This window comes from Stenotrophomonas sp. 1278 (assembly GCF_029892765.1).
Taxonomy (GTDB): domain Bacteria; phylum Pseudomonadota; class Gammaproteobacteria; order Xanthomonadales; family Xanthomonadaceae; genus Stenotrophomonas; species Stenotrophomonas indicatrix.
The window spans coordinates 1-16,493 of record NZ_JARXWD010000041.1 but is presented as its reverse complement, the minus strand read 5'-3'; the positions used below and the strand labels follow the sequence as shown (position 1 = coordinate 16,493).

At 66.7% G+C, this 16,493-nt stretch carries 15 protein-coding genes; 10 read left to right on the top strand and 5 right to left on the bottom strand.

Annotation, left to right across the window (positions count from 1 at the left end):
• Window positions 1-183 precede the first annotated feature (183 nt).
• Both M2299_RS20245 and M2299_RS20240 read right to left on the bottom strand, forming a co-directional pair.
• Complete coding sequence (locus M2299_RS20245) at window positions 184-729, bottom strand: WG repeat-containing protein (RefSeq protein WP_099843223.1); 546 nt, start codon at window positions 727-729, stop codon at window positions 184-186.
• Entirely contained in the window at window positions 726-2,432 is a 1,707-nt protein-coding gene (locus M2299_RS20240; protein ID WP_093820692.1) for an alkaline phosphatase, read from the bottom strand. The genes M2299_RS20245 and M2299_RS20240 overlap by 4 nt, the downstream gene beginning before the upstream one ends.
• Window positions 2,433-2,586: 154 nt before the next feature.
• Between M2299_RS20240 and M2299_RS20235 the strand changes: the two genes are divergently transcribed.
• The 7 genes from M2299_RS20235 (at window position 2,587) to M2299_RS20205 (ending at window position 9,675) form a co-directional block, all read left to right on the top strand.
• Window positions 2,587-3,921 carry a dicarboxylate/amino acid:cation symporter gene (locus tag M2299_RS20235; RefSeq protein ID WP_025876066.1) on the top strand — a complete coding sequence of 445 codons (1,335 nt, stop codon included), beginning with the start codon at window positions 2,587-2,589 and terminating at the stop codon, window positions 3,919-3,921.
• 230 nt (window positions 3,922-4,151) lie between these two features.
• A complete protein-coding gene (locus tag M2299_RS20230; protein WP_099843219.1) occupies window positions 4,152-4,691 on the top strand; it encodes a hypothetical protein in 540 nt (179 codons plus the stop codon).
• Between the two features lie 8 nt (window positions 4,692-4,699).
• Window positions 4,700-5,302, top strand: a complete 603-nt coding sequence (locus M2299_RS20225) for a hypothetical protein (RefSeq protein WP_051501624.1) — start codon at window positions 4,700-4,702, stop codon at window positions 5,300-5,302.
• Window positions 5,303-5,346: 44 nt separating this feature from the next.
• Window positions 5,347-6,729 carry a hypothetical protein gene (locus tag M2299_RS20220; protein WP_025876071.1) on the top strand — a complete coding sequence of 461 codons (1,383 nt, stop codon included), beginning with the start codon at window positions 5,347-5,349 and terminating at the stop codon, window positions 6,727-6,729.
• 140 nt (window positions 6,730-6,869) lie between these two features.
• The gene (locus M2299_RS20215) at window positions 6,870-7,574 is read left to right on the top strand and encodes a C39 family peptidase (RefSeq protein WP_025876073.1); all 705 of its coding nucleotides are present in this window, start codon (window positions 6,870-6,872) and stop codon (window positions 7,572-7,574) included.
• Window positions 7,575-7,587: 13 nt separating this feature from the next.
• Complete coding sequence (locus M2299_RS20210; protein ID WP_032975046.1) at window positions 7,588-8,340, top strand: hypothetical protein; 753 nt, start codon at window positions 7,588-7,590, stop codon at window positions 8,338-8,340.
• A gap of 45 nt (window positions 8,341-8,385) precedes the next feature.
• On the top strand, window positions 8,386-9,675 hold the full coding sequence (locus M2299_RS20205; RefSeq protein ID WP_025876077.1) for a transporter: 1,290 nt from the start codon (window positions 8,386-8,388) through the stop codon (window positions 9,673-9,675).
• Between the two features lie 85 nt (window positions 9,676-9,760).
• Here M2299_RS20205 and M2299_RS20200 read toward each other — a convergent pair whose 3' ends face one another.
• From M2299_RS20200 to M2299_RS20190, 3 genes are all read right to left on the bottom strand, one after another.
• Window positions 9,761-11,113, bottom strand: coding sequence for a sigma-54 dependent transcriptional regulator (locus M2299_RS20200; protein WP_059064753.1), 1,353 nt, complete (start codon window positions 11,111-11,113; stop codon window positions 9,761-9,763).
• A 230-nt stretch (window positions 11,114-11,343) separates the two neighbouring features.
• Window positions 11,344-12,120, bottom strand: a complete 777-nt coding sequence (locus M2299_RS20195) for a C40 family peptidase (RefSeq protein ID WP_025876080.1) — start codon at window positions 12,118-12,120, stop codon at window positions 11,344-11,346.
• Window positions 12,121-12,252: 132 nt separating this feature from the next.
• Complete coding sequence (locus M2299_RS20190) at window positions 12,253-12,792, bottom strand: C40 family peptidase (RefSeq protein ID WP_025876082.1); 540 nt, start codon at window positions 12,790-12,792, stop codon at window positions 12,253-12,255.
• Between the two features lie 111 nt (window positions 12,793-12,903).
• Here M2299_RS20190 and M2299_RS20185 point away from each other — a divergent pair, with 111 nt between their 5' ends.
• The 3 genes from M2299_RS20185 to gorA all read left to right on the top strand — a co-directional run bounded on the left by M2299_RS20185 (window position 12,904) and on the right by gorA (window position 16,284).
• Window positions 12,904-13,386: a peptidylprolyl isomerase gene (locus M2299_RS20185; RefSeq protein ID WP_025876084.1), complete on the top strand. Its 483-nt coding sequence runs from the start codon at window positions 12,904-12,906 to the stop codon at window positions 13,384-13,386.
• Window positions 13,387-13,485: 99 nt separating this feature from the next.
• Window positions 13,486-14,730, top strand: coding sequence for a DUF418 domain-containing protein (locus M2299_RS20180; RefSeq protein ID WP_280884899.1), 1,245 nt, complete (start codon window positions 13,486-13,488; stop codon window positions 14,728-14,730).
• Between the two features lie 195 nt (window positions 14,731-14,925).
• On the top strand, window positions 14,926-16,284 hold the full coding sequence (gene gorA / locus M2299_RS20175) for a glutathione-disulfide reductase (protein WP_025876087.1): 1,359 nt from the start codon (window positions 14,926-14,928) through the stop codon (window positions 16,282-16,284).
• Window positions 16,285-16,493 lie beyond the last annotated feature (209 nt).

Sequence of the window (16,493 nt, the reverse complement as noted above, 5' to 3'; positions counted from 1 at the left end):
GGGCGGTGTCGGATTGCGGGGTGTCAGCCGCATGGATGCGGCTGCCAAGCCCCCATGGATGGGTTCACGGCGTCCCCGCAATCCGACACCGCCCCGCCATCCCACGGAATGCCGCTGTTGCTGTTGCTTCGGCCGTTGCTGTTGCTTCGGCAGGTGCAGGGCGCCGCCCTGCCGATAAACCCCTTACTTCACTCGACGACCGGAACGATCGATGCGGAACCACTCGCCGCCTTCCATCGGTGTATGCCCGTCGCCATCGGGCGTGCCGCGGCGGCAGCCGTTGCAGACTTCGGCCACGCCGTCCTGGAATGGCCAGGCAAAATCGAACGTGGCCGCAATCACCTGTTCGAAGGCGGCGTTGAAGTAGCCCACGCGATCGCCGACGCGGCCGCGGAACAGGCCTTCCTGCAGTGGGTCTGCGCCGTTGTCCCAGGCGATCACCGCCTGGCTGCGGCCGCGACGGTCGACGTAGTGGAAGCCATCGGCGGTCTGTACCAGCGCCAGTCCATCGCCGTCGTAGGGGAGATCCTGCAGGGTCTCCGCGCTGATCTGCGGCTTGTCATCGACGACCTCGCAGCCGGGCAGCATCCACAACCCGTGCTCTTCGGTCATGACCTTGCAGGCCGGGCCCTGCGCCGACGCCCAGGGGCTGGCCAGCACGCCCAGCAGGGCCAGCCAGCGCGCACGGCGGAGGCTGCCCAGCGCAGAGCGTGCCGGCCGCGCCATCACTTGGCCTCGGCCTTGCGTTCGAAGGTGGCCGGTGCCGGCAGTTCCACCGGTACGCCCTTGTCGTCGCAGGTGCCGGCCTGGCACAGGCGATCGCGCAGGGCCGGGGTGGCCTGCACGATCATGTGGTAGATCGCGTTCTGCTCCAGGGTGCCGCGGATCGCCTTGCTGCCCGGGCCGCGTGCCCAGATGCCGACGTCCTCGCCACCATGCGATTCGGACTTCATCGGTACCAGCGCTTCCTGCATGTAGTCGGGATGCTCGGTATCGACGTCGTGCAGGTTCGGGCGGCCGTTGGCCGGCTCGAAGCTGCTGGGGTTGTGCGGGTAACGCTTCGGACCGGCCGGTTGCTGGTTGCTGGTGCCGGTATGGCCGGGGCCGTTGGCGTAGCTCAGGGTGGTGTACGGCTGGCCGTTGCCATCCAGCGCGTAGTCGAGCTTGCCGGCACCATCTTCGCCACCCTTGTCCTTCACCTTGCCCAGGATCGGATTGCCGCGGGCCGGGTAGCCGACGAAGTTCAGGGTGTGCGAATGATCGGCAGTGACGATGATCAGGGTGTCATCGGCCGAGGTCAGCTCGTTGGCCACGCGCACGGCATCGGACAGGGCCACGGTTTCGGTCAGCGCACGGTAGGCGTTGCCGCTGTGGTTGGCGTGGTCGATGCGCGCGCCTTCGATCATCAGCACGTAGCCTTCCTGATGGCGCGACAGGTTCTTGATCGCCGCAGCGGTCAGCTCGGCCAGGCTCGGCTCACCGGCCGGGTCCTGCGGGCGTTCGTACTCGTAGCGCATGTGGTCGGGCTCGAACAGGCCGAGGATCGCCGGAGCGTTGGCGGCGGCCTGCAGCTGCTTGCTGTTCCAGACGTAGGCGCCCTGCGGGTGCGCCTGCTGCCATTCCTGCACCAGGCTGCGGCCGTCCAGGCGCTGGCCGACCTTGTCGTCGTACTCGGGGTCACGCTCTTCCACGGTGGTGAACTCACCGCGACCACCGCCCAGGGCGACCAGCGGGCCGCGGCCGTAACGCGAGGTCGACAGCAGCTGCTGGGCGATGTCCTTGCAGCCGGCGGCCTTGGCCGCCTCGGTCAGGTCGGTGTCGTTTTCCCAGTTGCGCTCAGGCGAGTGCGCATAGGTCGCGGCCGGCGTGGCGTGGGTCAGGCGCGCGGTGGAGACCACGCCAGTGGCCAGGCCGGCGCTGTCGGCCAGCTGCAGCCAGGTCAGCAGGCCCTTGGACAGGCTGTCGGCGCAGTCGGTGCGGCTGCCGGCACTGACGCCGATCGCACCCATGTGGGTCTTCACGCCGGTGGTGATGGCGGTCATGGTGCCGGCCGAATCCGGGGTCTGCGAGTCGGTGTTGTAGGTCTTGCTGAACGCGGTGGCGGGGAAGCGCTCCCACGACAGCAGGTTCTCTTCGCCCGAGCCGCCCTTCTGCTGGCCTTCGTAGATGCGCGAGGCGGCGACGGTGGTCAGGCTCATGCCGTCACCCAGGAACAGGATGACGTTTTTGGCCTTGCCAGCCATCGCGCCGTTCGCCGCTGCCTGCGCGGCGCCGCTGCGGTACCACCACTGCGGGGTTTCACCGGCCGGGTGGGCGACGGGGGCAACGGTGACCTTCAGGCCGGCCGGGGCGGACGCGGGAGCGGTGCTGGCGCAGGCGCCGAGCAGCAGGGTCGTGGCGCAGGCGGCCAACAGGGAGACGGAACGGCGCATGGACGCTGGGATCTCACAAAGTGTAACGGGACGTTCATTATGCCCGGCCTCGCAAGGCACGCCGATGACACACTGATTTGCCACGCGGGCGGTCGTTCTGCGGGCCGCCTTGGGCTATCGTGCCAGCATCCCTTCCTACCCCCTTGGATTGCCTATGAAGCTGGTCTCTGCCTGGCTGCGGATTCCATTCTGGCAGCGCGTGGTCGGTGGCTTCGTGCTCGGTGCGCTGGCCGGCTGGGCGCTTGGCCCAGCTGCTGAAACCTGGTTCGGCCCGCTCGGCGAGCTGTACGTCACGCTGATCAAGATGATCGCGGTGCCGCTGGTGTTCTTCGCCGTCATCAACGCGATCTCTTCACTGCACGGCCAGAAATCGGTCGCCGCGCTCAGCGGGCGCACGTTCCTGTGGTTCGTGATCACTGCCGCGCTGGCGGTATGCGTGGGCCTGGGCGTGGGTACGGTGCTGCAGCCCGGCGCCGGTGGCCTGCAGCTGTCGATGGCCAGCAACTATGTGCCGCGCGAAGTGCCCAGCGTGGTGCAGGTGCTGCTGGATGTGGTGCCATCCAACGTGTTCTACGCGCTGTCGGGTATCGGCACCAAGGTCAACGCCGCCGGTGAGACCGTGCTGGCCGCGGGCCGTGGTTCGATCCTGCCGGTGATCTTCTTCGCTGGCCTGGTCGGCTTTGCCATCGTCAAGCTTGGCGAGAAGGTGACCGAGGCGCGCAAGCTGGTCGGGCAGATGAGCGACATCATGATCCAGGTGACCCGCTTCGTGCTGGAAGTCACCCCGATCGGCACCTTCGGCCTGATTGCCGGCCTGGTCGGCAGCTACGGCTTCGAGAAGCTGCTGCCGCTGGGCCACTTCGTGCTGGCGCTGTACGTGGCCTGCGCGCTGCACATCGTGGTGGTGTACAGCGCGCTGCTGCTGGCGCATGGCCTGAACCCGCTGAAGTTTTTCCGTGGCGCGGCGCCGGGCATGCAGGTGGCCTTCGTCAGTTCCTCCAGCTTCGCGGCGATGCCGGTCGCGCTGCGCTCGATCACCCACAACCTGGGCGTGAACAAGGACTACGGTTCGTTCGCGGTGCCGCTGGGCGCGAGCATCAAGATGGACGGCTGCGGTGCGATCTATCCGGCGCTGTGCGCGGTGTTCATCGCCCAGTACAGCGGTGTGCCGCTGACGCCGGAGCAGTACGTGGTGGTGCTGATCGCTTCGGTGCTGGGCAGCTTCGGCACCGCCGGCGTGCCGGGTACGGCGGTGATCATGGCAACGGTGGTGCTGAGCGCGGCCAACCTGCCGCTGGAAACCATCGGTTACCTGTATGCGATCGACCGCATCCTGGACATGATGCGCACGATGACCAACGTGACCGGACAGATGCTGGTGCCGGTGCTGGTGGCCAAGGAAACCGGCCTGCTCGACCAGACGGTGTACGACAACCCGTCCACCAACGTCGGCATCGACGATCCCGACCCGAGTCCGCCGCGCGCCTGAAGCGGCACTGCAACGGGCTGTATCAGTACCTGTAACACTACTGATACAGCCCCGATGGCGCCTTGCGCAGTGGTGTTTCCTGCGCGTTAAGGCGAACGGAATCCGAACGAAGTTGTAACACTGTGGCGTCATGCCGCCGCGGTGTTACCCGTCAAACCCCCGCTGCGACGGACTTCCGGTGTTGGCACGAAAGCTGCTCTCTCCCTGCGCATATGCAACGGGAGAGCGGCATGGACGGCAGCACCACCCTTTTCACTGTTTCTGGCCGGCGGCTTGCGCTGCTGCTGGTGCTGGCCGTTCCGCTGGCGGCTGCGGCTTCGGGTGCCCGTCAAGGGGTGAAGGCGCAGCCGGGTGAGATCGTCCTGCTGCGCGACGTGTCTACGCGACCGGCCTACCGCATGGCGCCGCCCGGCGTGGCGTTGATCGCCGATCCGAAACCGCAGCATGAGATCGCCGCCGCACTCGGCAGCAGCGGCGCTGCCAGCGGCATGGATGAACTCAGCGATGACGACTACGCCGGCCTCGGCGCTGGCCAGACCGGCAGCGTGCGCGCGCACGGCGTCACCACTGTCGAGCGGGTGACGCAGCAGGCCCTGGGCGGAACCCTCGGACGCTCGGGCGAGGGGATGATGAGCGGCAGCAGCCTCAGCGGTGCGATGAGCGGCCCGCTGGGGGCGGTCGGCAATACCACGCGCGGCATCGGCGATACCGTGCGTGGCGCACTGTCGCAGTTCCCGTTGGGCGCTCCGGCGCAGGCGGGTGGCAAGTGAAGCGCGCAATGCTGCTGGCGGCCTGGCTGGCATTGCCCGCCACAGCACTGGCCGACGACTACAGCGGGATGCTGGCCTACCTCGACGTGACCCGCATCGACGGTCGCGCGCTGGCCGGTGCCAGTGGTGCCATCGCCATCAACCAGGCGGCGGGCGATCTCAACATCCAGGCCAATCTGCATGGCATGGCCAGCGGCGACCGCGCCGACGTGGCCATCGCTGCGCGCCAGCAGCACAGCAACGACGTCGTGCTTTCGGCACCACTGGAAGCCAGCGCGCACATCGCCGGACAGGCATTGGCAGGCGCCAGCGGCATTGCATCGATCAACCAGGCCAGCGGCATCGCCAACACGACGCTCAACGTCGTCAGCGCGACGCTGGCCCGGCAAGGAATACGCGAGTCCGATGACACGGCGTTGGCCGCCTCGGACATCGCGTCAGCAGGGGGGCAGGGCGATACCGGTGACGGTGTTGCGGCGGGTATCCGCAGTGTCGGCGTTTCGTCGACGGCACTGCGGGGCTTCGACGGTGTCCTGCAACTCAATCAGATCGCGGGAGCGCGAAACGATACGGCCAATGTTCTGGGCCTGGTCGTGCAGGGCAACCCGTGAGTACCACCCACCCGAACCAATCACCTGATGAGAGAGAGGGCACCATGAAAGCGACTGTCAAAAAGACCGTACTCGCCATGGCAATTGCCACTGCCTCGACCGCTGCTGCGGCCAATGGCTGGGACAACCAGAATGCCAATGCGAACATCAACCACAACCATGTCGTGACCGAAACCCGCAACGACACGCACAACCATACCGACAACGAAGTCCGCAACTGGACCCGCACCAACACCACGGTACGCAACAACACCGACACCTCGAACGTGAGCCGTACCCGCACGGTGAACGTCAACGAGCAGGTGCAGAAGAACAGCAACATCCAGGCCGACGAGCGCAAGGAGAAGAACAACCACGGTGTCGACGTGAACCTGGAGAAGGATCTGCGGCTGAGCTCGGACATCAACTTCTCCGGCGATCCGACCATCACCGGTGACATCGACCTGGATTCGGCAGCCATCGCCGTGATCGACAACCGCCAGTCGATCAGCAACAACCTCACCGGCAACAGCCTGGTCACCAACAGTGCATCGATCGCCGATGATGTCGGTGCGGGTGCCTCCGGCAACCTCGGCTTCAACGTGGTGGCCGGCGACAACAACGCGCAGGACAATGCTGCGTCGCTGTCCGCTGCGGATGCTTCCTTCAGCTTCGGCATGGCCGACGCCGAGGTGTTCGTCAACCAGGCCGGCTTCGGCAACACCACCATGAACTCCGGCGTCACCAACGCCGCCGGCCTCGGTGGCAATGCCTTCGGCGGTGCCTCGGGCAACATCGGCGTGAACATCGCCTCGGGCAACAACAACGAGCAGAAGAACGCGCTCGCTGCCTCGGTGGCAACCAGTGCGATGGCACAGTCGAGCATCAGCTCCAACCAGGTGTCCACCGGCAACACCGTGTCCAACGCCGGCTTCGTGCAGTCCTACACCGATACGGTGCAGGTCGGCCTGAGCGGTCGCGTCGCAGGCGGTACCCTGGCCGTGGGTGCCGGTACCTATCGCGGCACCGGCAATGCCTACCAGATGGCCAACTACTACCTCGATTCGTGGAGTGGCGATCTGCCGCATCCGGGTGGCAATGCGACCGGGCACATCGATCTGGACAACGAGATCCAGAATGCAACGATGAACCCGAACCGGCCGGGAGTGGGGGGCCTGGGCTTCGATACGCGTGAAAGCGGCACCAGCCAGTTCGTCGAGCTGGGCGTGGCCGACCTGTATGCCAGCCTCAGTGGCACGGTCAGCACCACCCGCTGGGTGAACGTCAATGCGACCAACACCTCGGCACTGTCCGGCAGCGCGTTCTCCGGCGCGTCCGGCAACATCGGCGTGAACGTGGCATCGGGTACCGGCAACCTGCAGGCCAACAGCCTGGCATTGGCCGTGGCGCAGCCGAGCACCGGCGGTGGGACCGGCGGCGGCGAGTGATCCACGGTGTGACCGCTTTCGCAGCGAACCTGCGTTGAGCGCAACAAGCCCGGCCATCCGCCAATGGCCGGGTTCCCCCGGGGGCCCCTGTCCCTCCTCCCCCTTGGGGCAGGGGCTCCTTCCTTCTCGTGGAGAACGGCATGGCCGGTCATCGCTGGTGGTTGCGTCTGCTGCCCTGCCTGCTGCTGCTGACCAGCGCATGTGGCTGGGCAGGCGAGGTGGTGTTCAGCGGGGTGCTGCCCAATGGCGCGCTGTTGCAGCAGAAGGTGGAAAGCATGCAGGAGCGGCGTTATCGCAACCTGGTGCGGCAGCACACCGACTACAGCTGCGGGGCGGCCGCTCTGGCCACCATCCTGCGTTATGCCTACCACCTGGACACCACCGAGGCGACGGTGATCGAGGGAATGATGGGGGTATCGGATCCACAGCTGGTCAAGGAACGCGGTTTTTCACTGCTGGACATCAAACGCTATGTCGAATCGCTGGGCATGCGTGGACGCGGTTATCGCATCGATGAATCGCGCCTGCGCACGTTGCGGGTTCCTGGACTGGTGCTGATGGATGTACGCGGCTTCCGGCATTTCGTCGTGCTCAAGCAGGTGCGCGACGGGGTGGTGGAAGTGGCCGATCCGATCCTGGGCAACCGCAGCCTGTCACTGGCCGAGTTCAGTGCCGCCTGGCCGTCACGCGCCGTTTTCGTCGTGATCGGCAGCGACTTCGATCGCAATACGGTGCTGCTGCAACCCAGCGAACGGCCCAGTGCCCGCGCGTTGTATGCGCGGCAGGGACCGATCACCGATGCCGAACTGGTCGACTTCGGCTTCAGCCACGCCGACCTGTTCTGAAGGAGGCACGATCATGCAATGCCAACGTGTAGTACTCGCTCTGCTGCTGATGTTGCCGGTGTCGCCGTTGATGGCGGCAGACGGTGCACCGGGGCGAGGCCTGAAGGAAATACCCGATCCCGAACTGAACCTGATGCGCGGCCGCTACACCGTTGGCGGCAACAACGTGGCCTGGTTCGGGGTGACGATGATTTCGCAGTGGCAGGGACCCAACGGTGCAGTGGTGCAGGGCGCGCTGACCCTGGGCATGGATTTCCGCAATGGCGGCACCCCCAAGCTGAGCTTCCAGCCAAGCGTGCAGGTTACCGCCGCTGACGCACCGTTGCCGGCAACGGCAGGGCGCAGCATCGACAGTACCGGCCTGGCCAATGCCAGCGGACTGGTGCAGAGCGTGCAGGTGGCCGGCGATGGCAACACCGCACGCAACGTGACCACCCTGACCGTGCGTGACGGCGCGGTGCCGACCGCACTGGGCGATGACGGCAGCCGCATGGCACAGGCACAGCAGGGCGGGGCTACTGCCACCGCCATGCTCGATGGCAACCAGGCGCGCCTGCTGCTGCAGGTTGATGGGCAGAGCCTGGTACAGCAGTGGATCCGCAATGGCAGCGTGGGGCAGGGCATTGCCCTGGCCGGCGATGGACAGACCGCCAGCAACCGGCTGCAGCTGGAGCTGGTACGCAATACCGCGGCCAACAACCTGCCCTTGAGCCAGAACGTGGCCCAGGCGATCGGGATGAACCGCGGCATGGGCCCAGGCCAGTAACACGGCCTGGTCGGGGGGAACCGACGTACAACGCAGGTCACCGACATGCACACTCTCTACCGGCTTACTCCGCTGGCGCTGGCGGCGCTGGCGGCCACTGCCTTCGCCCAGCAGCCTGCGCCCAGTGATGGCGCCGACATGCAGGCATTGATCGCGCAACTGGAACAGCTCAAGGCCAATTACGCACAGGAGGTACGACGCCTGCGCGAACTGGACATGCAGGTGCAGGCGATGCAGGCGCGGCTGAGCGGTCGCGCAGGCCCCGGTACGACGCCCGCTGCGCCGTTGGCGCCGGCTGCGGCATCCGCGGTACCGCCCAGCAGCGAAGGCTATGCCAGCAGCGCGGCCGAGGCACAGCAGGCCAAGCAGGAGGCCCGGCGCAGCGTGGATGACGTCAAGCAGCAGCAGGCGGCATTGTTCTCGCGCCGGTTCACCATCGAAAACGGCCTCACCTATGCACGCTACGACCGCAAGCAGCTCACGCTCAACGGGTTCCTCGCCCTGGATGCGATCTTCCTTGGCAACATCGCGATCGAGAACGTCGAATCCGATTCGTTGACCTACAACCTGGCCGCGCGCTGGGGCGTCAGCCCCAACCTCACCTTGAACATGGACGTGCCGTACCTGGCACGGCGCACGGTCTACCAGAAGGGCGGTGCCGGCGGTGCCGCGGCGGCGATCGCGCAGGAAGAAACCAACGGCAGCGGCATCGGCGATGTCAGCCTGAGTGCCAACTACCGGCTGTTCTCCGAACGCGGCTGGCGCCCGGAGACGGTGCTGACCGGTGGCGTTACCGCACCAACGGGCCGCGCACCCTATGGGCTGGACTGGAAAGTAATCGAGCGCGATGACGATGACTACATCCGCTTCGCGGTGCCGCAGGAACAGCCGACCGGCAACGGCGTGTGGCAGGCCAACCTGGGCGTATCGATGGTGAAGACCGCCGATCCGGCCATCCTGTTCGCCAACGCCGGCTACATCCATTCGTTCCCGCGCGGTTTCAGCGATATCGACAGCAACCCGGATACGGTCAATCCCGGCGATGTGAAACTGGGCGGTTCGGTGTACTTCGGTGCCGGCGTGGCATTCGCGTTCAACGAGCGCACCAGCCTGAGCATCTCCTTCAGCGACAAGATCAGCACGCGCGCCTCGACCCGGTTCAAGGGCGGTGAATGGGTGAAGGTGATCGGCAGCGATGCCAATGCGGCCTCGCTCAATCTCGGCGTGACCTACGCGTTGAACCAGCACACCACGCTGGTGACGCTGCTGGGCATCGGCCTGACCCCGGATGCGCCGGACTTCACCCTGGCATTCAAGGTGCCGTACATGTTGTAAGCGCGGCAGCACGGCATGGCGCGGCGCTGCACGGCCGCGCTTTGCCGGTGTCGGCGCATGCCCGGCCGCGCAGGGGCCTGCGTTGTCAGCGCTGCGCCGGCAGTTCCAGATGATGCTTGCGGCACAACCGGTATATCGTGACCCGCGAGATCTGCATGTGCCGCGCACACGCCGACACGTTGTAGCCATGCTGGCGCAGGGCCTGCAGCAGTACATCGCGCTCCACCTGGCCACGCGCATCCTGCAGCAGCGCGCGCCGCGCAGGGGCGTCCGGCTCTGCCAGGTCCAGGTCAGCGGCGTTGATCAGCTCGCCTTCGGCCACGATCGCTGCCCGCTGCACGCGGTTCAACAACTCACGTACGTTGCCGGGCCAGTCGAACCCGCGCATGGCCTGGCGTGCGCCTGGATCAAACCCGCGTGCGCGGCCGGGGTGGCGTTGGCGGAAACCACGCAGGAAGTGCTCGGCCAACAGCAGGACATCGCTGCCGCGTTCGCGTAGCGCGGGCATCGGCAAGCGCAGGACATTGAGGCGGTAGTAAAGGTCCCGGCGGAAGTGGCCCTGGGCCACCGCCTGTTCCAGTTCGACGTGGGTGGCTGCCAGTACGCGCACGTCCACACGCAGCGGCTGGTTGCTGCCGACCCGTTCCAGCGTCCCCTCCTGCAGCACCCGCAGCAGGCTGGTCTGTGCGTCGGCGGGCAGGTCGCCGACTTCATCGAGGAACACGGTGCCGCCGTGGGCACTTTCAAACAGTCCGATGCGGCGTTGGGCGGCACCGGTGAAGGCCCCACGCTCGTGGCCGAACAGTTCGGACTGCACCAGATTGGCAGGGATCGCGCCGCAGTTGATCGCCAGGAACGGTTTGCCGGCGCGCCCGGACAAGGCATGCAGCGCCTGCGCGGCAAGTTCCTTGCCGGTGCCGGTCTCGCCGGTGACCAGTACCGGCAGGTCGACCGGAGCGAATTTATGCAGGGAGGCGCGCACCGACAACAGGGCGGTGCTGTCGCCGATCAGCGCCGGCAGGTTGCCGGACTCGCGGACCATATGCGGCAACGCGTCGTCGCCCTCGGATTGCCGCTGCATTGCCGACAGCAGATCGTGCAGTTCCAGCGGCAGCGCGAACTGGTCGCGGCACGCGCGCAGCAGCGGCCCCCACGCGGGCGGAGCGCTGCCCAGTCCAGGGGGCAGCACGGCGAGCCAGGGCAGGTGGTGATGCCGCTCGATCCACGGCAGCAGCAGCTGCACGGCGTCGGCATCAAGGTGACGCAGATCGACGATGGCCACCAGGTGGTCGCGGCTGCGCAGGCCGATGGCCATGGCAGGGGCAGGGCTGACGCAGCGCAGTTGCCAACCGGCCGCCGCCAGCGCACCCCGCTCGGCTGCCTGTGGTTGGCCGAACCAGATTGCGCAACGCGATGGAATCTCCAGGCTTGCCGCCATTCCTTTCCCCCAGGCAACACGGGCGGCCCAGCCGGGCACCCGGCGCGCCGCCCCGCGCCGGGATGCTGTGGCCGAACACGGTCGGCCTGTCGCGGTCACTGCAACCTTGACATCAAGGACCAACGCAGCAAGCGGCGGCCAGCGGCCAGCGGCCCGGTTACGGCCAGCGGCCCAATGAAAAAGCCGCTGCAGGGCAGCGGCTTTTCAGGCAACGCGCAGATGACCCCGGATCAGAGGTCGACCCGGCGGGCCTGCATGAACTTGTTGCCCCAGTAGCCACTGAGCAGGGTGTCGACGCGGACGTCCTTGCCGGTGCTCGGGGCATGCAGGAAGCGGCCATCGCCCACATAGATGCCAACGTGGTCGACCCGGCCCTTGCGGCCGAAGAACACCAGATCGCCTGCGGCCAGGGCGGCGCGGTCGTTGATCAGTTCGGCATTGGCGTCGTGCGCCATTTCGCGCGAGACGCGCGGCAGCTCGATGCCCAGGGCCGAGCGGAACACGTAACCGACCAGGCCACTGCAGTCGAAGCCACTGTCCGGATTGCTGCCACCCCAACGGTACGGGGTGCCAAGCAGGGTCATGGCCCGGCGCAGCAGCGACTGCACCTTGCCGTTGTCGGCAGCGTTGCCGACCACGACGCTGCCATTGGCGGCGCTGCTGGTGTCGTAATTGGCGAGGAGGCGGCTGAGGTCACCGGCCACCATGGCCGAGCGGTCCATCAGGGGAATGGTGTCATTGGCGGCCAGGTGCGGCAGCAGGGCGGCCAGGGTGGCGCTGGCGGCGGCATCGGCGCGGCTGCGCTGCGGAGCGGTGGCGTCGGCCTTGGCGGCTGCGCGGGGGGCGGTCTCGGCGGTGGCAGCCGGGGTCGCATCGGTACGGGTGGGAGCGGACTGCGACCAGGCGGGAAGGCTGGTCAGACACAATGCCAGGCCCAGCAGAAGCGGGCGGACACTACGCGAAGAAGCGGCGGTCTGGCCTTGGCACGTCGGGTCGTTTGTCGTCACGCGTCGGTCACAAGGAAAAAAACGATGGGGCATCATGCCCTGTAAAAGCAGTAATAAGTTAAAAATTCCGTTAATAAATCGTTAGTTGAGCCGTGATACTTGTCACATTTTTGAACATATCGCCTGTTCATTTTAGCGAAGGACGCGTTTCGCCCCTGTGTAGTGGTCCTTCCAATAGGGGCCACTGAGGGAATCCAGGCGGACCGTTCCGCCGGTGCTCGGGGCGTGCACGAATCGACCTTCGCCCACGTAGATACCGACGTGGCTGACACTGCCGCGACTGCCAAAAAAGACCAGATCGCCGGTTGCCAAGCGCTTCGGGTCGATCTTCGGCCCCTGTACCGCCGCCAGGTCGCGTGAGGTCCGCGGCAGCTTCAGGTCCAGCATTTCACGATAGACGTAAGCGACCAGGCCGCTGCAGTCGAAGCCGGATTCGGGCGTGTTGCCACCGTAGCGATAGGGCGTGCCGACCAGGCTGATGGCGCGCATCAGCACTGAATTGGCGGCCTCGGGGTTGTCCGGCGTGGTGCTGGGCCAGCTGGCCGCAGGCGGCGGCGGTGCGGAACGGACGGCCTTGCCGCCGCCGCAGGCGGTCAGCAGCAGGGGCAGGGCCAGCAGCAGGGCGGGCGCGAGGAGCCGGCGCGTGCCGGACGAAACTGGCGTGATGTGCATGTTCTCCGGATAATGCGCGACCTTGGATTGGCCGTCATGATGGCGGCGTCCCCGCCGGGCGACAACCCGCCCCAACCCGCCTGCCTCCGGCAGATCCAGACAGAGTTGCGCATGAAGATCGAAAAAGACCGCGTTGTCCGCTTCCACTACACCGTCTCCGAGGCCGGCCAGGAGCCGATCGAATCGTCCAAGGACCGCGGCGAGCCGCTGGCGATCCTGATCGGCCACGGCAACATCATTCCGGGCCTGGAAAACGCCATGATGGACAAGGAAGCCGGCGCGACCTTCGACGTCGACGTCAAGGCGGCCGATGCCTACGGCGAGCGCCGTGATGGCCTGTCCCAGCGCGTGCCGAAGAAGCACTTCGGTACCGCCAAGCTGGTCCCGGGCCAGCAGGTCGTGCTGCAGACCAACTTCGGCCCGCGTGCCGTGACCGTGCAGAAGGTCGGCATGAGCGTGGTCGACGTCGACCTGAACCATCCGATGGCCGGCAAGGACCTGCATTTCGACGTCGAGATCGTCGACGTGCGCGAAGCCGGCAAGGAAGAGCTCGAACACGGCCACGTCCACGGCGACGGTGGTCACCAGCACTGATCGCACCGCGATCGTGATGGCAGCAACGGCCCGCTTCGGCGGGCCGTTGCGTATCTGGAACAGGGCGGGGTCGTCCATGGCCCGCAGGCCGGCGGCATAATGACGGACCTGCACGCCGGATGCCCCGTGAACACCGCTTCCCCTTCCCTGCAACCGGTGGCTTCCGGCGAACGCATCGCCGTGCTGGACATACTGCGTGGCTTCGCCCTGCTGGGCATCCTGCTGATGAACATCGAGGCCCTCAGCGGGCCGCTGGACCTGGCCTTTACGGGCATCGACGCGCATTGGCAGGGCATCGACTACTGGGCCGATGCCTTCGTCTATGTGTTCGTGCAGGGAAAATTCTTCACCCTGTTCTCGTTGCTGTTCGGGGCGGGCTTTGCGGTGATGGCCCAGCGCGCCGAGGCAGCGGGCCGCCAGTTCACTCCGTTCTACCTGCGCCGCAGCGCCGGGCTGCTGCTGATCGGCCTGTGCCATGCACTGCTGGTCTGGTCGGGCGACATCCTGGTGTTGTATGCGCTGGCCTCGCTGCCATTGCTGGCCTGCCGTGAGGCACCGCGCAGCTGGCTGCCCTGGATGGGGTTGCTTGTGTATGCGCTGGGTGTTGCGCTGATGCTGCTGGTCGGCGCGATGGTGTCGATGGCCACCCCGCAGGACCTGCAGAAGATGCTGGTCGACGCGCAGCAGGGCATCGACCAGCAACGCCTGGTGTACGGCCAGGGTGACTGGATGCAGGCCAACGTGCAGCGCCTGCATGAGTTCGGCGCGTCGCTGGGTGGCATGTTCATCTCCGGGCCCGAAGTGCTGGGCATGTTCCTGTTGGGGGCCTGGTTCGCCGGCAGCGGCGCATTGACCGCGCCGGAGCGTTTCCCGCGGTTGTATGCCGGCCTGCGCTGGATCGCATTGCCGCTGGGCCTGCTGGCCACCCTGGCAGGTGTGTTGTGGAAGCCGTATCTGGCGCCGGGTGTCTATGACCTGCCGACCACTGCGGCAATGGCACTGGTGGCCGTGGGCGGTGTGCCGATGTGCCTGGGCTACCTGGCCTGGATCGTGCACTGGCGCGCGCGCATGGGCTGGCTGGCGCCGGTCGGTCGGATGGCGTTGACCCACTACCTTGCCCAATCGGTGGTCTGCACGCTGCTGTTCTATCACTACGGGTTGGGATGGTTCGACGTGCTGCCGCGTGCCTGGCAGCTGCTGTTGGCACTGCTGCTGTTTGCAGCGCAGGTGATCTTCAGCCATCTGTGGCTGCGCCGTTTCCGCTTTGGTCCGATGGAATGGCTGTGGCGTGCGATGACGTACCGGCAGTGGCCAGCAATGCGCCGTGGGGCCGGGCAGGCGTGATCGATGCCGGCCGCGCGCGTTTCGACCTGCGTGGCTGCATGCATCAGCAAGCGTGCCGCTGCATGCCCTCACGTCTGGCCTGCAGCGGGCCGTGGCATGCTCGCAGCAGCATGGGTGACGGCGCCAACCCGCTGCCTGCCGATCTTCGTTGCGGGCGCTCGCCCGCCATCTTCCCTGTCGACTCGAGCGATTGCGATGAATACTCCCTCTTATGATTACGATCTGATCGTCCTTGGCGGCGGTTCCGCTGGTCTGGCCGGTGCCATCCGCGCTGCGCAGCATGGCAAGCGGGTTGCCCTGCTGGAGCCGGGTGAACTGGGGGGCACCTGCGTGAATGTCGGGTGCGTGCCGAAGAAGGCGATGTGGCTGGCCGCCGATCTGGCAGAGCGCATCGGCCTGGCCAGCGCGATGGGCTTCGACGTGGCGCCGCGTCCGGCGCTGTCGTGGAAGGAACTGGTGATCCATCGCCAGGCCTACATCAGCAACATCCACACCAGCTATCACAAGCGCCTGGATGAAACCGGCGTGGTGCGCATCCCTGCCCGCGGCCATCTGCTGGACGCGCACACCGTGGCGTGCAGTGATGGCGTGCGTTACAGCGCTGCGCAGATCCTCATCGCCACCGGCGCCCATCCGCAGCGGCCGGACATTCCCGGCGCCGAACTGGGCCTGGTATCCGACGATTTCTTCGACCTGCGTGCGGCACCGGCCGAGGTCGCCATCATCGGCGGCGGCTACATCGCCGTGGAACTTGCTGGGCTGTTGCAGGCGCTGGGCAGCAAGGTGAGCCTGCTGGTACGTGGCAGCCGCCTGCTGGAGCGCTTCGACTACGAGCTGACCGCGCAGTTGGCCGAGAACCTGCGCCAGCAGGGCGTGCGCATCCACTTCGATTACCGTCTGCGTGAGTTGAAGCGCGACGGCGAACGCGTGCGCGCGTTCGGCCATGACGGCCCGATCGACAGTGTGTTCGACGCCGTGTTCTTCGCTACCGGCCGGCGCGGCAACAGCAAGGATCTCGGCCTGGAAGCACTGGGCATCGGCATCGGCGAACACCAGCAGGTGGAGGTGGACGCGTGGCAGACCACGGCGGTGCCAAGCGTGCATGCGGTCGGTGACATCGCAGGCAAGGTCGGCCTGACGCCGGTCGCCGTGGCTGCAGCGCGACGCCTGATGGATCGTCTGTTTGGTGGTCGCCCGGATGCGAAGATGGATTACGACAACGTGGCCAGCGTGGTGTTCTCGCACCCGCCGCTGGGCGCGGTAGGCATGAGCGAGGAAGATGCACGTGCGCGCTTCGAGCAGGTGACCGTGTACCACAGCCGGTTCCGGCCGATGCTGCAGGCGCTGGCCAACGGCACCCAGCGCAGCCTGTTCAAGATGGTCTGCGCCGGCCCGGAGGAGCGTGTGGTGGGTGTGCACCTGCTCGGCGAAGCGGCCGACGAGATCCTGCAGGGTTTCGCGGTGGCGGTGAAGATGGGTGCGACCAAGGCCCAGTTCGACGACACGGTGGCGATTCACCCGACGTCTGCTGAAGAAGTGGTGTTGATGCGCTGAGCCGACACTCGCGGTAGTGCCGGCCGCTGGCCGGCAACCTCGACAGCAACGGCAACAGCAACAGCAAAAAGCTGGGTTCTTGTGGAATGGCGGGGTGGGTCCGGTTGCGGGGGACGCTGCAAGTCCCCCTCCGGGGCCCGGCCCAGCCGCTGGCGGCTGTGCGTTCGGGCGCTTGCGAAGCAGTGCTTCGCAAGCAAAGCGCCCTCACC

Bases quoted from the DNA above. Each gene is read 5' to 3' on its own strand.
- M2299_RS20190 (WP_025876082.1), bottom strand. From the start codon at position 12,792: ATGCACATCACGCCAGTTTCGTCCGGCACGCGCCGGCTCCTCGCGCCC.
- M2299_RS20240 (WP_093820692.1), bottom strand. From the start codon at position 2,432: ATGCGCCGTTCCGTCTCCCTGTTGGCCGCCTGCGCCACGACCCTGCTG.
- M2299_RS20180 (WP_280884899.1), top strand. From the start codon at position 13,486: ATGACGGACCTGCACGCCGGATGCCCCGTGAACACCGCTTCCCCTTCC.
- M2299_RS20230 (WP_099843219.1), top strand. From the start codon at position 4,152: ATGGACGGCAGCACCACCCTTTTCACTGTTTCTGGCCGGCGGCTTGCG.
- gorA (WP_025876087.1), top strand. From the start codon at position 14,926: ATGAATACTCCCTCTTATGATTACGATCTGATCGTCCTTGGCGGCGGT.
- M2299_RS20235 (WP_025876066.1), top strand. From the start codon at position 2,587: ATGAAGCTGGTCTCTGCCTGGCTGCGGATTCCATTCTGGCAGCGCGTG.
- M2299_RS20185 (WP_025876084.1), top strand. From the start codon at position 12,904: ATGAAGATCGAAAAAGACCGCGTTGTCCGCTTCCACTACACCGTCTCC.
- M2299_RS20225 (WP_051501624.1), top strand. From the start codon at position 4,700: ATGCTGCTGGCGGCCTGGCTGGCATTGCCCGCCACAGCACTGGCCGAC.
- M2299_RS20205 (WP_025876077.1), top strand. From the start codon at position 8,386: ATGCACACTCTCTACCGGCTTACTCCGCTGGCGCTGGCGGCGCTGGCG.
- M2299_RS20200 (WP_059064753.1), bottom strand. From the start codon at position 11,113: ATGGCGGCAAGCCTGGAGATTCCATCGCGTTGCGCAATCTGGTTCGGC.
- M2299_RS20215 (WP_025876073.1), top strand. From the start codon at position 6,870: ATGGCCGGTCATCGCTGGTGGTTGCGTCTGCTGCCCTGCCTGCTGCTG.
- M2299_RS20220 (WP_025876071.1), top strand. From the start codon at position 5,347: ATGAAAGCGACTGTCAAAAAGACCGTACTCGCCATGGCAATTGCCACT.
- M2299_RS20210 (WP_032975046.1), top strand. From the start codon at position 7,588: ATGCAATGCCAACGTGTAGTACTCGCTCTGCTGCTGATGTTGCCGGTG.